Origin of the sequence: Asticcacaulis sp. AND118 (assembly GCF_020535245.1) — a bacterium.
Classification (GTDB): domain Bacteria; phylum Pseudomonadota; class Alphaproteobacteria; order Caulobacterales; family Caulobacteraceae; genus Asticcacaulis.
In genome coordinates this window covers 2,065,058-2,081,397 of sequence record NZ_CP084910.1, presented here as the reverse complement: position 1 = coordinate 2,081,397, position 16,340 = coordinate 2,065,058, and the positions used below count along the sequence as shown (strand labels likewise).

The 16,340-nt window shown below is 60.5% G+C and carries 11 protein-coding genes; 5 read left to right on the top strand and 6 right to left on the bottom strand.

All coding sequences use genetic code 11. The features are described 5' to 3' along the window. A complete protein-coding gene (locus tag LH365_RS10040) occupies positions 1-2,112 on the bottom strand; it encodes a DUF262 domain-containing protein (protein ID WP_226743503.1) in 2,112 nt (703 codons plus the stop codon). Between the two features lie 374 nt (positions 2,113-2,486). Here LH365_RS10040 and fumC point away from each other — a divergent pair, with 374 nt between their 5' ends. From fumC to LH365_RS10025, 3 genes are all read left to right on the top strand, one after another. Continuing rightward, entirely contained in the window at positions 2,487-3,881 is a 1,395-nt protein-coding gene (gene fumC / locus LH365_RS10035) for a class II fumarate hydratase (RefSeq protein WP_226743502.1), read from the top strand. A 152-nt stretch (positions 3,882-4,033) separates the two neighbouring features. After that, positions 4,034-7,372: a DNA methyltransferase gene (locus LH365_RS10030; protein WP_226743501.1), complete on the top strand. Its 3,339-nt coding sequence runs from the start codon at positions 4,034-4,036 to the stop codon at positions 7,370-7,372. Between the two features lie 810 nt (positions 7,373-8,182). Further along, the gene (locus tag LH365_RS10025; RefSeq protein ID WP_226745475.1) at positions 8,183-8,500 is read left to right on the top strand and encodes a multidrug efflux SMR transporter; all 318 of its coding nucleotides are present in this window, start codon (positions 8,183-8,185) and stop codon (positions 8,498-8,500) included. A 273-nt stretch (positions 8,501-8,773) separates the two neighbouring features. Here the strand turns inward: LH365_RS10025 and LH365_RS10020 are convergent, their stop codons facing one another. From LH365_RS10020 to LH365_RS10010, 3 genes are all read right to left on the bottom strand, one after another. Further along, on the bottom strand, positions 8,774-9,946 hold the full coding sequence (locus LH365_RS10020; RefSeq protein WP_226743500.1) for a DUF1501 domain-containing protein: 1,173 nt from the start codon (positions 9,944-9,946) through the stop codon (positions 8,774-8,776). A 4-nt stretch (positions 9,947-9,950) separates the two neighbouring features. Further along, a complete protein-coding gene (locus LH365_RS10015; protein WP_226743499.1) occupies positions 9,951-11,411 on the bottom strand; it encodes a DUF1800 family protein in 1,461 nt (486 codons plus the stop codon). Between the two features lie 116 nt (positions 11,412-11,527). Continuing rightward, the gene (locus LH365_RS10010) at positions 11,528-13,216 is read right to left on the bottom strand and encodes a glycosyltransferase family 39 protein (protein WP_226743498.1); all 1,689 of its coding nucleotides are present in this window, start codon (positions 13,214-13,216) and stop codon (positions 11,528-11,530) included. A 271-nt stretch (positions 13,217-13,487) separates the two neighbouring features. On the opposite strand from LH365_RS10010, the gene LH365_RS10005 reads away from it, so the two are divergent. Next, on the top strand, positions 13,488-14,219 hold the full coding sequence (locus LH365_RS10005) for a glycosyltransferase family 2 protein (protein ID WP_226743497.1): 732 nt from the start codon (positions 13,488-13,490) through the stop codon (positions 14,217-14,219). 92 nt (positions 14,220-14,311) lie between these two features. Then, positions 14,312-14,767 (top strand): hypothetical protein, encoded by a 456-nt coding sequence (locus tag LH365_RS10000; RefSeq protein ID WP_226743496.1) that lies wholly within the window; start codon positions 14,312-14,314, stop codon positions 14,765-14,767. A 199-nt stretch (positions 14,768-14,966) separates the two neighbouring features. Here LH365_RS10000 and LH365_RS09995 read toward each other — a convergent pair whose 3' ends face one another. Both LH365_RS09995 and phaR read right to left on the bottom strand, forming a co-directional pair. Beyond that, positions 14,967-15,221 carry a hypothetical protein gene (locus LH365_RS09995; protein WP_226743495.1) on the bottom strand — a complete coding sequence of 85 codons (255 nt, stop codon included), beginning with the start codon at positions 15,219-15,221 and terminating at the stop codon, positions 14,967-14,969. Between the two features lie 181 nt (positions 15,222-15,402). Next, positions 15,403-16,041, bottom strand: a complete 639-nt coding sequence (phaR, locus tag LH365_RS09990) for a polyhydroxyalkanoate synthesis repressor PhaR (protein WP_226743494.1) — start codon at positions 16,039-16,041, stop codon at positions 15,403-15,405. Between the last annotated feature and the right edge of the window lie 299 nt (positions 16,042-16,340).

Sequence of the window (16,340 nt, the reverse complement as noted above, 5' to 3'; positions counted from 1 at the left end):
TTAGGACGCAACTGTCCCCGATTTATTTCGCCAGATGTCGGCCAGAACCCAGCCGTCGCGCCCTTTTATTTCCCAGTCACGCCAGCCGTTGCGATTAGTGTCGGTCACTGCGACAGAAGCGCCGGAAAATGAACTAAAGGTTTGTAGAAATCCCTCGACTTCAAGTCTTCTATTTTTTACCAGTCCTCGATAATTTTGATCACCATACTGGAACCGGCAAATTGTACCGTCTCTCGGAAAGTTGCCATTCTCACCGTGCCTCCCGAATTCAGGAAAAACACTCTTGATTTCTTGTGGGGGTATCCAGATTTTGCGAGCAAATTCAAATAAATTCGTTCCGCGAAGATTGACACAAGCTTCGTCCCAGCGATCGAAATTATTCAGCTCTCGATTGAGTGCCAAGCTGGCGTTAGCACGAAGTGCATTAAGTTTGGTTAGAAATGGTCCATGTGACATGGATGAATTTAGAGGCGAGGTAACAAGAGTGAGATTTCCCATTTTGTTAACACATCCGTCTCTGAGCAACTCGGCAGTCATATGGTCAATATTGAGATCGCCTTCTTCCAAATGATCGAAACCTGGAATGGGCCAGTTCTCACGCCAATGCTGTGGCATTATATGTTCAACAGTAAGTTGCGATCTAATTTCTATTTCTTCGCTTAATGCGGAGCGTTTTGCTTTTTCGATTTGTTCGAAAATGTACCGTAAACGTGGTTGACGATTCGACTTGTACTGATCGCGCGCCAGCCACGCCTGTTTAAATTCGGTATCATTAGGCCAGCGATCGGTTTCGTTTGGCCGCGTGGCGAGCCATCGGGCTAGGGCCTCGATCTTGTCCCCTTCGATTTCACGCAGGCGATCAATTGTTCCAACAAAAAAGCGATTGTAACTTTTAGTAGGTAATCCCGATACATCACGTCTCAGAATATAACTTTCCAGCATAGATAAGGCTAGTGGCAACTCATTGCCCACTTCAGCCTCAGTTGCGAGATAGACAACTAGCGGAAACACCGTGCTGACGTCAAAAGCTTCGGCGAACATACCGAACTTGCCGATCACAGTATCTTTATTTCGCTCAAATATTCTCTGTTCAACAGAGGCCGAAGCCGTGATCGATTCGAGTTCTGACTTAATGTCTCCGAATGGTCGCTCGTCAACAATCCATCGGCGGTAATGGTCAAATAAATTTTCTTTTGAAACAATGTCGGCTTTCTTCATGGAAAGGTGATCAGTCAGCATCCAGTCTAACCGACTAGCTGCTTGCCGCCCGCGATTAACAATAGAGTTCCAAAATAAACTATCTAAAGGAAGCCAGTGCTTTTCATATAGTTCATCAACCTTAAGAACCCCATGTTCCTGACCCAACCCTTTAGCGCGCTGAAAAATGAAATTGCGCATTAGATCACCCGGTGCGAGATCTACGCCGCGACTATTCAATGTCTCGAAGATCGTTTGGGGGTCGTCTCCGCCTTCCAGTTCGATTGAAACAACGGCCAACCCCTCTTTCATAGCTTCGAACAGTTTTTCTAATTTGCTCTCGTCAAACTGATCACCGGTGCCGACATGGGTATTAATTTTATCGCAGAACCATTCGTGTGCCTTTACCGCTTTGCGAATAAATCCATCCTCCGGTGTTTGTCTCGATATTGTCTCGATGTCCACATTCGGGTCGATTGTTTGGGTAAATGCTCTGCGATCCATCAAGGAAGGCCAAACTTTAAATCGCTCAACTTGCGGAATTTCCATAATGCCTTCATTAATTAGGTATTTTTGAATTTCCGCAGCGTAGGATGAGCCGTTCTTCGCCGCGATGTCTCTAAGCGCAGCGAGAAGGAGTTGAAAAGTTGTTAGGCGCTGTTGGCCATCAATTACCTCGAAAGCTTGAACTTGTTTGCCGTAGGTTTTGACCTGTGCGATCACCATTGCGCCCATGAAGTGTGGAACTACTGTGGCTCGGTCAGCCACCAAGCGGTCATAAGCGCGATGAATATCGTCCCAAAGGAGTCGAAGTTGCGGTTCTATGTTCCAAGCATACTGTCGTTGATAAAGAGGAATGAGATAGCGCTTTTTACCATCGAAAAGTTCGATAATTGAACGGGTGTATGGTTTCATGCTGGCCCCCAATAGATAGTCAACGTCACAATATGAGATGAGACAGATTCTCATCCTAAACACAGATCGTGTGTAATCGTAATATCTGTTTTGCCTTCAGCGCGGGTTTTTTGGCGTGGTGAAAGAATAGGTTGTGAGCGGCTCAACGCCTCTTAAATCGCTGCTGTGCAACTGACAATTGCTCGCACCTCGACGTAAAAACCGTTGCACTTTCGGGGCAAATGTTTCACTGAACGCAAGGATTTTTAGAGAGGGGTGCATCCATGTTCGGCTGGTTGTTCGGTAAGAAAAAATCGAAGTCGCCCAGGCCCAACTCAGCGCCGTCCGCGTCTGCGGCGGTCACGGAGGCACCTGCCATTACGGAGCCGCCTGTCATGACCAAAACCACCCGCACCGAAACCGATACTTTCGGCCCGATCGAAGTCGATAACTCGAAATACTGGGGCGCGCAGGCCCAGCGGAGCTTGGGCAATTTCAAGATCGGCTGGGAAAAGCAGCCCCTGCCGGTGGTGCGGGCTTTGGGGATTGTCAAGCGCGCGGCGGCGGAAACCAACCACGCGCTGGGCAAGCTGGACGCGACCCTCACCAACGCCATCGTTCAGGCCGCCAACGAAGTGATCGAAGGCAAGCTCAACGACCACTTCCCGCTGGTCGTGTGGCAGACCGGTTCGGGCACGCAGTCGAACATGAACGCCAACGAGGTCATCTCGAACCGCGCCATCGAAATCCTGGGCGGCGAGATGGGCTCGAAAAAGCCCGTTCACCCCAACGACCACGTCAACATGTCGCAGTCGTCGAACGACACCTATCCGACCGCCATGCACGTGGCCTGCGCCGAGCAGATTGTCCATGACCTGCTGCCGGCGCTGAAGCACCTGCACGCCGCGCTCGATACGAAGGCCAAGGCGTGGGCCGAGATCATCAAGATCGGCCGCACCCATACGCAGGACGCTACGCCGCTGACGCTCGGTCAGGAGTTTTCGGGCTATGCCAAGCAGGTCGAAAACGGCATTGCGCGCATCGAATCGACCCTGCCGGCGCTGATGCAACTGGCGCAGGGCGGCACCGCGGTCGGCACCGGCCTCAACGCCCCGATTGGTTTCGCTGAGGGCGTGGCCGAAGCGATTGCCAAGATCACCGGCCTCGGCTTCACCACGGCGCCGAACAAGTTCGAAGCGCTGGCGGCGCACGACGCCATGGTCTTCTCGCACGGCGCGATCAACACGGTCGCCGCGTCGCTGTTCAAGATCGCCAACGACATCCGGTTTTTGGGGTCCGGGCCGCGCGCGGGCTTAGGCGAACTGGCCCTGCCGGAAAACGAGCCGGGCTCGTCCATCATGCCGGGTAAGGTCAACCCGACCCAGTGCGAGGCGCTGACGCAGGTCTGCGTGCAGGTGTTCGGCAACCACGCCGCCCTGACGTTTGCCGGTTCGCAAGGCCATTTCGAGCTGAACGTTTTCAACCCGGTCATGGCCTATAACTTCCTGCAGTCGGTGCGCCTGCTGGCCGATGCGGCGGTGTCCTTCACCGATAACTGCGTGGTCGGCATCGAGCCGCGCATCGACAATATCCGCAAGGGCGTCGAGAATTCGCTGATGCTGGTGACGGCGCTGAACGGACGTCTGGGCTACGACGCCTGCGCCAAGATCGCCAAGACCGCGCACAAGAACGGCACGACGCTGCGCGAAGAGGCGGTCGGCGGCGGTTATCTGACCAACGAAGAGTTCGATCAGTTCGTGCGTCCGGAAAACATGGTGTCGCCGGGTTAATTGGCCGCGCTGAATCGTTCCACGATCAAGAGACCGAAACGGCGCGGGATTTCTCCCGCGCCGTTTTACGTTTGCGCATCCCAAAATAGCACTTTACAGAAATGCAATTTAAAGTAGCAATTTAACCCGTCTCTCTTTTGAGGTGGGGGTTTATGGATATCGAGGGGTTTCTGCGTCGCTGGACCAGCGGCGAGGGCGGGGCGGAGCGCGCCAATTACAGTATGTTTCTCAGCGAGTTGTGCGATGTGCTGGAGGTCGGGCGGCCCGATCCGGCCAGCGGCGGCGCACGGCTGGGCGGCTATCAGTTCGAAGCGCCGGTGCGTTCGCGCGAGAGCGAGGGCGTCAAATCGACCAAGCGCATCGACCTGTACAAGCGTGGGGCCTTCATTCTCGAAGCCAAGCAGTCGCAGCAGAAGGCGCGCAATCCCGATCAGGGCGTGCTGCCGTTCGAGCCCGGCGTGCAGGGGCGGCGCAGCGTCAGCAAGGCTTGGGACGCCATGATGATGCGGGCCCGTGCGCAGGCCGAGGGCTACGTCTTCCGCCTGCCGCCCGACCATGCGGCGCCGTTGTTTCTCATCACCTGCGATGTCGGGCACAGTTTTGAAATCTATGCCGATTTCACCGGAACGGGGCGCAACTACACGCAGTTTCCCGACCGCAAGGGCTTCCGTATCTTCCTCGAAGACCTGCGCCATGACGATATCCGCGCGCGCCTGAAAGCCATCTGGGAAGCGCCGCAGTCGCTCGACCCGGCAACCGAACGGGCGCGGGTGACCAATGCCATTGCGAAAAGGCTGGCCGAGGTGTCGAAGGCGCTGGAAAAGCAGGGGCATCCGGCGTCGGCGGTCGCGCCGTTTCTGATGCGCTGCGTTTTCACCATGTTCGCCGAGGATGTAGGCTTGCTGCCCGCCGACAGTTTCAAGGGGCTCTTGCAGCGCTGCGCGGCCGATCCGTCGATCTTCGTGCCGATGATCGAAGAGCTGTGGGCGAAGATGGACACCGGCGGATTCTATTCGGGGCTGGGCGAGCATCTGCGGCGTTTCAACGGCGGGCTGTTCAAACACGCGCGGGCCTTTGCGCTGGGGCGCGAGGAGATCGGCGAGCTGATAGAGGCGGCCCATGCCGACTGGCGGCAGGTCGAGCCGGCCATCTTCGGCACGCTGCTGGAGCAGGCCTTGGAGGTGAAGGAGCGCGCCAGGCTGGGGGCACATTTCACGCCGCGCGCCTATGTCGACCGGCTGGTCAATGTGACGGTGATGGAGCCGTTGCGCGAGGAATGGCGGGAAAAGCGCATGGCTATCGAGGACGTCAAGGCGCAGGGCGACGTGAAGGCCGCCGTGGCGCTGGCGAAGGCGTTTCATCATCGGTTGTGCGAGGTGAAGGTCCTCGATCCGGCGTGCGGAACGGGGAATTTTCTCTATGCGGCGCTGGAGCTGATCAAACGGCTGGAGGCCGAGGTGCTGGAACTGCTGCTCGATCTGGGCGAGACGGAGACGATGAGCTTCGAGACGGTCGATCCGCATCAGTTTCTGGGGATCGAACTGAACCCGCGCGCGGCGGCCATCGCCGAACTGGTGGTGTGGATCGGTTATCTGCAATGGCACTACCGTACGCATGACGGTCATCCGAACGACCCGGTATTGCGGGACTTTCGCAATATCGAATGCAAGGACGCGGTGCTGACCTGGGAGGGCTATCCGGAGACGTCGGCGGGTTATGCGAATGCGCGGCTGCCCGACTGGCCCGAAGCGGATTTCATCGTCGGCAATCCGCCGTTTATCGGGGGCAAGGATGTGCGTGAGCGGTTGGGCGGGCCCTATGTCGAGGCGCTTTGGGCCTCGCACAAGGCGATGAACGACAGCGCCGATTTGGTCATGTACTGGTGGGATCGGGCGGCGGATATACTGACGCGCAAGAAGACGAAGCTGCTGCGGTTCGGCTTTGTGACGACCAATTCCATCACGCAGGTCTTTCAGCGCAAGACGGTCGAACGCTGGCTGAACGCGAAGAAGGCGTTGAGCCTGATCTACGCCATCGCCGATCATCCATGGACCAAGGCGACGAAGGACTCGGCGGCGGTGCGCATCGCCATGACCGTGGCGCGGGCCGGAGCGCACGAGGGGGTGCTGGAGGCGGTTGTGGCGGAGCGCGATCTCGACAGCGATACGCCGCATATCGTCTATACGGCGGAACGGGGGCGGATCAATGCCGATCTGACGGTGGGGGTGGATGTGGCGTTGGCCAGGTCCCTTATCGCCAATGAGGCGTTAGCGACACGCGGAGTAGCTCTGCACGGGCGAGGGTTTCTTGTTTCCCATGTCGAGGCCGTGCATCTGGGGTTAGGTGGAGAAAAAACGCCTTGCATCAAGCCTTACCGGAACGGGCGGGACTTGATGGGCAGATCGCGCAATTTGTATGCGCTGGATATGCACGGCTTATCCGGCGAGCAGGTGCGGCTGCGTCACCCGGCGATTTATCAGCATCTGTTGATGACGGTGAAACCAGAGCGAGATACCAATAACGAAGACTATAGACGTCTGAATTGGTGGTTGTTCGGACGAAAGAATACGGACCTTCGTGAGGCATTGGATGGTCTGCCTCGTTACATTTCCACTGTCGAGACCGCCAAGCATCGGGTGTTTCAGTTCCTTGATTCCTCTATTTTACCGGATAATAAGCTGGTCAATATTGCGCTGTCCGACGGGTTTGGACTGGGCGTGCTTCACTCCAAAGTGCATTTCCTCTGGTACGTGGCCAATTCCGCCAAGATCGGCATGTACGAAGGCGATGCGGTGTATGTGAAATCCCGCTGCTTCGACCCGTTCCCCTTCCCGGAGGCCGATCTGGCGCAGCGGCAGGTCATCGGTGATATCGCCGAGGCACTCGATGCCCACCGCAAGCGCGTGCTGACCGACCATCCACACCTGACGCTCACCAGGCTTTACAATGTGCTGGAGCGGCTGAAGGCAGGCGTTGCACCGGATGCCTTGACGCCGGAGGAGCGGCGCATCTTCGACGACGGGCTGGTGCTGATCCTCAAGGAGTATCACGAGCGGCTCGATCGCGCGGTGCTGGCGGCCTATGGTTGGGCGGAGGACGTCCGCGACGAAGAGGTGCTGGCCCGGCTGGTGGCGCTTAACCGCGAGCGGGCGGCGGAAGAGGCGGCGGGGCAGGTGCGTTGGCTGCGGCCCGACTATCAGATTGCGCGCTACGCCAGGGCGGCCGGGGTGCAGAGCGGCGAACTGGAACTGGAAAGCGTGTCCGCCGAAATCCTGCGGCCGGACTTCCCCAAGAGCCGCGATGCCCAGCCCTTCGCCGTGCTCAAGGCCGTGGAGCGCGCCGGCGTGTTGTCCGAGGACGAGGTGGTGCGGGCCTTCGCCAACGGGCCGCGCCATCGGCAGCGTATTCTGACCTTGCTACGGACGCTGGACGATTACGGGCATCTGGACCGGCTGGAGGACGGGCGGGTCCTGACGCACCGGGCGGCATAAACAAAAACGGCCAAAAAGAAAACGGACAGAAGAGCGATCTTCTGTCCGTTTTGTTCGTCTGGCTGTATGCGGATGGCATCAGCGCCTCCCTGTCGGTACGCGGGTTACTCTTCATCCAGCATCGTTCAAATGACGAGCAGGGCGAACGACGCGAAGGCCGCGAAAGACAGGAAAAAGAGGCCGGTCAATACGGTGCTCATGGTCCCCTCCCTTAAGCGATGGTCAGCAGCGAGATCACGCAGAAGGCGGTGATCGACAGGAAGTAGAGCGGGGTCAGATATTGGGTCATGATGTAATCCTTTCGAGGCTGTAAGTATTGGATCAGATGGTCAGCAGGGCGACGGTCAGGAAAGCGGCGAAGCTGAGGAAGGTCAGGCCGGTCAGGGAGATTTGCATGGTGATATCCTTTCAATATGTGAAGTATTCGGTTTGAGATTTGCTTGTATTGAGCGGGGTGTTGTCCGCCGTTGAGAGGGGTATGCCTCAGCGCGCCGATGGTTTCAAATTAAATGAACGTCATGAACGGGATTTAATCATTTGATTTATTTAATGAATTTTGCGTAATGACTTAACGGATTGTAATGTGGCGAAAAGCCGAACCGGTTCAGGGCTTTATCGCGTGCGCCGCATTTGCTATAGGTCCTCTGTTCCCGACGAGACGCGCCGTACCGGGACCGGAGTCAGCGCATCCCCAAAAGTGCCACGCGGTTTTGGGGTACAGATGCGCGCCAGCAACGCCGGGCAGACAAGACGACGCTCCCTGACATCGAGAAATTAACCAAGGAGTGCGTCATGACGACGTTTCTGCCCCTGCCGTGGGTCTATCTGATTATCGCTGGCCTGCTGGAAATCTGCTGGGCCGTGGGCCTGAAATATACGCAGGGCTTTACCAAGCCCGTGCCGTCGGCCTTCGTGCTGGTGACGCTGGCCGCGAGCATGTTCCTGCTGGCCAAGGCGGCGGAAACCCTGCCCATCGGCACGGCCTATGGGGTGTGGGTGGGGATCGGGGCCATCGGCGCGGCGATCCTCGGCATCGTGTTGTTCCACGAAGCGGTGACGCCGATGCGGCTGCTGTTTCTGGGGATGCTGCTGGTGGCGATTATCGGTTTGAAAGCGACATCGGCTTAGGCCGCCTTATACCTCCCAGCCTTCGGCGGGGAGGGGGACCGCGCCCGAAGGGCGTGGTGGTGGGGTATCTTACTGAGTTTCAGCGTAAGCTGATGGTGAAAGAAAGTAAGAACCCCCACCACCACATCTCGCTCGCTTCGCGATCTCGCGCGGTCCCCCTCCCCACCAGAGGTAGGGAGGTATGAATAAGCTTAAGGAGGCGGTCCCATCGCTGGCGAAAGCTATACTTTCGCTGCGCTATACCCCACCATAGGTGGGGAGGTATGATTTGAGCTAAGCCACCAACCCGTCCAGCGGTTTGACGCCCAGCGCGCCCGGAAACACCTCTGTCTGTAATCGACGCACATCGGCCCCCAGATGGTCGCGGGCCACGCCCATTACCACGCCGCGCAGGTCTGTCGTCGGGTTGAGGTCGCGGCCTTCGTACAGTTGCCCGGCCTTCAGTCCCGGCCAGTCGGCGATGACGCGCCCGCCCTTGACCGCGCCGCCGGCGAGGAAGGCCGTCGTCGCCTGTCCGTGGTCTGAGCCCTGCGTACCGTTGAAGCGCGCGGTGCGGCCGAACTCGGTCGCCACCAGCACCACCGTATCGGCCCATTTCGACCCCAGGCCCTGCTCGAAGGCGGCGATCGACTGATCCAGCCCGCCCAATAATTGCGTCAGGCGGCGCTGTTCGGCGGTGTGGGTGTCCCAGCCGTCGAAGGCCATGGCGGCGATGCGCGGGCCGTCGTCGCGCGCCATCAGCGCCGCCGCGCCCTTGGCCATTTCGACCATGGCGCCCGCCGGTCCGCCGCCGCCCTTCATCGGGTCCATGCTGGAGGCGATCTTGCCCGTGGCGATGCCTTCTTCCAGCACGGTCATCAGGGCCGGATCGGTCTCGCCGTAGAGGCGCAGCAGGCGCGGGGCGAGGTCGGGATCGGCGGCCTTGAGCTGCTGAGGCGCCCAGCCGAGCAGGGGCGCTTCGCCGCGAATGACCAGCGGGGTCAGCGTGCCGACCGACAGGGCCTTATGCGCTTGCCCGATTTTCTCGCCCTGGCCCAAGGACAGTATCAGGCGGTTGAGCCAGCCGTTATCGGCATAGCCCGGCTTGTCGTGGCCGGATTCCAGCACGTCCTGACCGTCAAAGTGCGAGCGGTTGCGGTAGGATGTGGCTGCGGCGTGGACGATGGCGGCCTGACCCGCGCCGTAGAGGCGGTTGAGGTTCGGCATGGCCGGGTTCAGGGCAAAAAAGCCGTCGAGCTTCAGCGCGTCGCCTTCCCAGGCGGGCGGGCGCAGCGCGGCAAAGTCCGGGTCACCGACGGGGGGGGCGGCGGCGAGGCCGTCGAGTGCGCCGCGCAGGATGATGACGACAAAGCGCGGGTCGCGACCGGCGGCGAAGGCCGTTTGCGGCAGGAAGGCTGAGGCGAACAGGCCGGTGGAAGCAACGAGGAGGGAGCGGCGGTGGATCATGGTATCAACGCCTCATGAATTCGGGGGAGAGGAGCACAAGGGCCAGGCCCTGCGGGCGGGTTTCGGCCAGCGCCACGGCGCGGCGCGTGGTCTCGGATATCAGCCCTTTCAGCCGGTCTTCGGCGAACCGCCGCGGGTCGGTTTTCTCCGCCGGGCGCTCGGAAAGCTGATAGGCGAGGTCGAGCCGGTTGTTGAGGCCTTCCGGCGTGGCCCAGACCGAGGCCAGATCGGAAAAGCCGTTGGGGCCGGGGGGCTGCCACAGGGGCTGACCCAGTACGCGCAGGCTTTGGGCGAAGCGCTGGGGCTGGATCGGCGTGTCCAGCGCGCGCAGGCTGGCGATGACGTATTCCTGCGGCGTGCGCAGCTTGGCGCGCGGGGCGGTCCAGCTCTCCTCGGCCTCGATCAGCGCCGCATAGACCTGCGTCAGGTCGCCGTCGGTATCGAGGAAGCGTTGGGTCACGCGCTCGACGACGGCGGCGGGCGGCTGATCGCTGACGAAATGGCGGACCAGCTTGGTGGCGATGTGCTTCGCGGTGGCGGGGTGTCTGGCGAGGTCTTCCAGCACGCGCACGCCCTGCCGTTCGCCGTCATCGGCATAGCGCTTGCCCAGAACGGTCTGCGCGCCCGGTTCGTGGGCATTGGCGTTGAAGCGGAAGCCGTCAGGGCTTCGACCGCCACGATCCACACCCCAGCCCGTTATAACTTTGGCAAAGCTGGTCACGTCGGTCTGGCTGTAGCCGCCATTGACCCCCAGCGTATGCAGTTCCATGATTTCGCGCGCCAGATTTTCATTGAGGCCGCGCTTGCCGTTGCGGTTGGCGCGCGCGTTCGGGCCGATCGAGGCGTCGTTGTCGAGATAGAGCTGCATGGCCGGATGGCGTTCGGCGGCCAGCAGCAGGTCGCGAAAGCGGCCGGTGACGTGCGGGCGGATGGCTTCGCGCTCATAAGCCCCGGCCAGCACGCGCAGTGGCAGGCCCTTGTCCGCCGATACGGCGAAATGGTTGGCCCAGAACATGACCAGCCGCTCGTGGAAGCCGATGGTCGCTGCGCCCCAGGCGTTGAGCCGCGCCCCGACCTCACCATAGGTGACGGCCTGCGGCAGACGCTGGGTGTCATCCTCCTTTTGCGGCCCCTTCTGTGGCCCCTTTTGCGGCTTGCCTGCGGCCATGTCAGGCGTCATCTGGGCCTGATTTTGGGCCTGATTTTGGGCCTGCATCTCGCGGCGATCCTTGCGCGCGCGGTTATAGGCAGCGATCTGCGCCAGCAGTTCCGGCGTCGGGGGCAGGGCGGTGGAAAAGCCCAACTCCCGCTGGATGTCGCTGACCGTCATGGTCAGGGCCGGCGGGTTCTTCAGTTCGTCCAGCAGCGCGCCCTGCGCATCGCTGAGCGCCGCACCGAGGCCCCTGGGCGTAATGCCCAGGCCGAAGCGGCTGAACGCGATGGCGGCTCTTGTGTCCGGTGACATGACGCCTCCTCTGTATTCTTGTTACAGAGGTGATACGTCGCCCGACGGGTCCGCCCTGCGTTAAGCGCCTCCCGAAAAGTGCGCAGCGGTTTTCGGACTCAGATGCGCGCCCATAATCACCTTTGAAGTTGGTAGAGCGTGATCTTCACTTCATCGCCGTTGGAATAGTTATATCCCTCAATGGTTTTAACCGCGCGCAGCTTCAACCCGGCGGCGTCGACGCTGCGGCGGAACTCGGCGTCGTGGCGCGATTCCACGCAGACCGGGCGGCCCTGACGCAGGGCGGCGGCGGCCTGATCCGGCGTGTCGGCCAGCTCGGTTTTCGTGCCCATGGCGAAGACGAAGGACGGCTCGGCAAAGCCCAGCGTGGCGACCGGGCCCGGTTGCAGGCCCTTGCGCGGATCGAGGCCGGTTTCGACCAGCGCCGCTTCGAGATTGCGCGACATCCACATCGGTTTCAGTTCCGACAGGGTGGCGACGAAGCCGAGGTGGGCGACGACGCCCGCGCCGATCAGGCAGGCCAGCGCCGTGTTCAGTTGCTGACGCCACAGGAACAGCGCGCCCAGACCGCCGATCAGCAGGGCGGCGGCGGCCACGATGGTCACCAGCGGCGCGACGCCCGCATGGCCGAACTCCGACAGGCCGTAGGCGGCGATGGCGGTGATCAGGAAGCCGCCGAACAGGCCGAGCCCGGTGTTCATCACCTTGGCCCAGGTCTTCAGCGGGAGGGTCAGGCCCAGCACGGCCAGAAGGACCAGACCGCCATAGGTCGGCAGCGGGTAGTGGACCAGCTTGGTCGGCGAGATTTCGAAGATCAGGAAGCCCGGCACGAACCAGCAGATGGCGAAGCGCACCACGGGCTCGGAATAGCGCGACAGGGCGGTTTGCAGCGCGCCGCCCAGCAGGAAGCTGATCGGGAAGAAGAGCAGCGGCAGGCCGAGGGTGTGATAGCCGGGCCAGGCGAAATGGCCTTCGGAACCCGACACCAGCTTGGGCGCGAAATCGTCGCCGATGGCCGTGCCCCAGAAGGCGCCGTCGGTGGCGATGGTGATGGCGATGGCCCACGGTCCGACGATCAGGGCGGTGATCAGAAGGCCCCATGCCCAACCCAGTTGTTTCAGCCAGTCGGCGGCGCCGGGCACCTTGGCGCGCAGGTCCCAGCCGAGCAGGGCCAGCGCCGTGGCGGCGAACATCATCGGGCCGATGGGGCCCTTGATCAGCACCGAGCCGGCGAAGGCCAGCCAGAAGATCAGCTTGTACTTGGTGAGTTTCGGTTTCTCGCTGACGTCCGTCCGGTGGCGATAGGTGACGTAGATGCGCGCCAGCGCCATCAGGAACAGGGTGGTCAGGCCGCACAGCACGGCGTCGGTCTTGGCGATGAAGGCCTCGGACGACAGCAGGAAGGATACGCCGAACAGCACGCCGGCGATCAGGCCCTGCCGCCGGTCGAACAGGAAGCCCGCGCCCCAGGTCATGGCGAACGCCGCCAGCGCCGCACCGAACAGCGACGGCCAGCGGTACGACAGGATGTCGCGCGCCGCCACGTCGGACGTCAGGGCGGTGGACGCCGCCTGCAGCCAGTGGATGCCGACGGGCTTCTTGTGACGCGGGCCGTCCTGATAGCTGATATTGATGAAGTCCTTCGACTCCAGCATCTGGCTGGAGGCCTGGGCGAAGCGCGATTCGTCGCGGTCGAGCGGCGGAATCAGCAGGGCGCAGGGCAGGCCGACCAGAAAGGCGACGATGGCGGCCAGAAGCGGACCGCGCAGATCGGGGCTCAGGGGGGAGAATTTCTTGGTCGACATGGTTGCCAAAGCACTTTCCGAAAGGTGGGACGCACTTTTCGGGCCAAAAGTGCGTCTTAACTTAAAATCTGGAGCGCCGATCTGAGGCAATCAGATCGGAAAACGCTCTAAGGCTGCTCGCAGACGCGAAATCCGGGTGTTGAGACGCACCTGAATCTCAGGCGTGGGGTGTTCGGTTTACGCTTAACCGCAAACCTGATAAGACGCCAGACTCATATTACCGGCGACGGAGTCGTCGGCCCAATTCCATTCCTTGATGAGCGCTATTCCTATGCCTGTATCCGTGTCCGTCGTCGTCGCCGTTCACAACGAAGAGGGGGCCACCACGCAGGTCGTGCAGGAGTTGAAAACCACCTTCGACGCGGGGCTGGGCGCGGGCAATTACGAACTGATCTTCATCGACGACAAATCGACAGACAAGACGTTGCAGGTTCTGACCGGTCTCAAGGCCTCGGTGCCGGAACTGCGCGTTCTGCGGCACGAAAAGAATGTCGGCAAGTCGGGCGGCGTGCGCACGGGCGCCTTGCACGCCAAGGGTCGCGTCATCGCCATGATGGACGGCGACGGGCAGAACCCGGCCAGGGACGTGCTCAATGTGGCGACCATCCTGCTCAATGCCGCGCCGTCCGTGGGACTGGTCGCCGGCGAGCGCCGCCGCCGTCAGGACACGGCGTCGAAGAAGTGGGCCTCGCGCTGGGCCAACGGCATCCGCAAGAGCCTGCTGAAAGACGGGTCGAACGATACCGGCTGCGGCATCAAGGCCATCCGCCGCGACCTCTATTTGCTGCTGCCCTATTTCGACAATATGCACCGCTACATCCCGGCCTTGGTCAACCGCGAAGGCTATGATACGCTTTTTGAGCCGGTCGACGACCGGCCGCGCACGACGGGCAATTCCAAATACACCAACTGGGGCCGCCTCAAGAACGCGCTGAAGGATCTGCCGGGCGTCATGTGGCTCAACAGTCGCCGCCGCCTGCCGGGGGGCACGACCGAGCTTTAAACCTCACCTGAAACAGGGTTAACGGGATGGCTAGTCAGGATCAGCGAAACGCGGTAGTAGGTACGGCTGTCATTTCGCAAACGGGGAAGCATATGGCCAACGCGCCCGCCAAAAAGGACGATGGGGGTTTTCTGACCGCCTTCCCGATGCTGGCCATACCGGTCGCGGTGTATAACATCGTCGCCCTGTTCCATATGTTCGGCAGCGACGCCAATTCCGCCTATAACGGCCTGAGCCACGTCCTGTTCAGCATCCCCATGCCGTCGGACGGTACGCGCTGGCTGATCTCCACCGGCGACGTGGTGGTCTTCATCGGCCTGATCATGCTGTTCTTCGAACTGCTGAAATCAACCCGTTCGGACAGCGTGGCCATCGTCAATCACTCTCTGTCGATGATCCTGTTCATCATCTGTCTGGTCGAGTTCCTGCTGCTGCGCCCGTTCGGCACCTCGACCTTCTTCCTGCTGACCACCATGACGCTGCTCGATGTGCTGGCCGGCTTTATCGTGACCATCATCACGGCTCGCCGTGACCTCGAGTTCGGTTAAGTTTGCAGGTAAGTTTGCAGGGGCGCGGCCCCTGCACCCGTTAGTGGGCGCAGGCTACGTGAACAGCGTGAAGATGGTGGCGACCAGCAGGACGTCGAAGGTCTTCATCAGGAAGGGCGTGAGGGTGTGCATGAGACGCTCCGCAACAGTTGCGAAGCGCGCTGCAAGAGCCGTGCCGTTCGGTTAAAATCAATTAACCCTATATCTTCTCTTGCTTGATGCGGCCCGGAGCCGGGCGGCGATCGTTCGGCCCGGAATATTCGGACGACAGATAGGTCTTTTTTGCCCGGCCCAGCGTCTCCGGCCCGCCGCGCAGGCCGCGCTTTTCGCCGCCCCCCAGCACCTGCGCCGCGTAGTCGACATTCTCGTAAGCCTTGTTGATCCGGCGCGTGCGCGACGGTTCGTGCTCCACGACAGGACCGGCAGGGACGGGAAGGTTGGGCTTTTTAGTCATTCTGACAGAGGAAACTCGGTGACGAAAAAGGGCGGAAATTAGAGCATTCGTCGGCCCTGTTGACCCGACGAATGCTCTAAATCTTTGCAACGCCTCATGTTTTTCCGAAAACTGGTGCCCACTTTTCGGCATGAGGCTTCAAGTTCCCGCCCTCTATACACGATTTCCGTTAAGGCCGCGTCTATTTGCGCGTGGCCAGTTGATCGATCTGGGCCTTCATGGCCTCGATCTGCTGGCGCAGTTCGTTGACCTGATCGCTGTCGCGGGCCGGTGCGGCGGCCGGTTGCGGCGCGGCGGGGGCTTCGGCGGGCTGAACCCCGCCCGCCGTGGCGCCGGGCGCCGCAAACGAGAAGGGCGAGAACATGCGCATGGCGCGGTCGAACATGGCCAGGTTCTGCGCCACCTGCTCGTCGAAATAGCCGAGGCCCGGCGCGCCGCCGAAGGCCTGCGAGAATTGCGAGCGGAACCGCTCCTGCTGCTTGGCGAAGCCATCCAGCGACATTTCCAGATAGGTCGGAAGAAGGTTCTGCATCGAGTCGCCGTAGAAGGAGATCAACTGGCGCAGGAACTGGATCGGCAGCAGGTTCTGGCCGCGGCTCTCTTCTTCGAAGATGATCTGGGCAAGGACTCCTCGGGTAATGTCGTCGCCGGTCTTGGCGTCATAGACCACGAAGTCGATATTCTGACGCACCATGTCCGACAGGTTGTCGAGCGTGACGTAGGAGCTGGTGGCGGTATTATAAAGCCGGCGGTTGGCGTACTTCTTGATGACGACGCGTTCCTGGTCGCCCCGTTTCGCCTTGGACTTGGTTTCGGTCATGCGTTTGTCCTCGCTCCCCCTGCATGGGTCGTGTGTGTTGCCGTCTTCGCATCTCATGCTGCGCAACATGCAAAGTGCGCAATCGCGAAAGACAAAGACGCCTTCCGCGGCTTTTTGTGCTTATGCGGAAGATCTGAGCCTACTAAATGGGTATTCCCCCGGTTGTTCAAGGGGGATGTGGCGATAAACCGCGTGTGCGTGTGCAAAATGCGGTAAATCCGGCGTGATGGTTGTGCATATGCGAAAAATTTTCGCTCAAAATCACGTGTTTGGAGACTTTTGCACATATTTTGTGTCGT

Excerpts from the sequence above, each read along its gene's own strand:
- LH365_RS10040 (WP_226743503.1), bottom strand. The coding sequence starts at position 2,112 with ATGAAACCATACACCCGTTCAATTATCGAACTTTTCGATGGTAAAAAG.
- fumC (WP_226743502.1), top strand. The coding sequence starts at position 2,487 with ATGACCAAAACCACCCGCACCGAAACCGATACTTTCGGCCCGATCGAA.
- LH365_RS10030 (WP_226743501.1), top strand. The coding sequence starts at position 4,034 with ATGGATATCGAGGGGTTTCTGCGTCGCTGGACCAGCGGCGAGGGCGGG.
- LH365_RS10020 (WP_226743500.1), bottom strand. The coding sequence starts at position 9,946 with ATGATCCACCGCCGCTCCCTCCTCGTTGCTTCCACCGGCCTGTTCGCC.
- LH365_RS10015 (WP_226743499.1), bottom strand. The coding sequence starts at position 11,411 with ATGTCACCGGACACAAGAGCCGCCATCGCGTTCAGCCGCTTCGGCCTG.
- LH365_RS10010 (WP_226743498.1), bottom strand. The coding sequence starts at position 13,216 with ATGTCGACCAAGAAATTCTCCCCCCTGAGCCCCGATCTGCGCGGTCCG.
- LH365_RS10005 (WP_226743497.1), top strand. The coding sequence starts at position 13,488 with ATGCCTGTATCCGTGTCCGTCGTCGTCGCCGTTCACAACGAAGAGGGG.
- LH365_RS10000 (WP_226743496.1), top strand. The coding sequence starts at position 14,312 with ATGGCCAACGCGCCCGCCAAAAAGGACGATGGGGGTTTTCTGACCGCC.
- LH365_RS09995 (WP_226743495.1), bottom strand. The coding sequence starts at position 15,221 with ATGACTAAAAAGCCCAACCTTCCCGTCCCTGCCGGTCCTGTCGTGGAG.
- phaR (WP_226743494.1), bottom strand. The coding sequence starts at position 16,041 with ATGACCGAAACCAAGTCCAAGGCGAAACGGGGCGACCAGGAACGCGTC.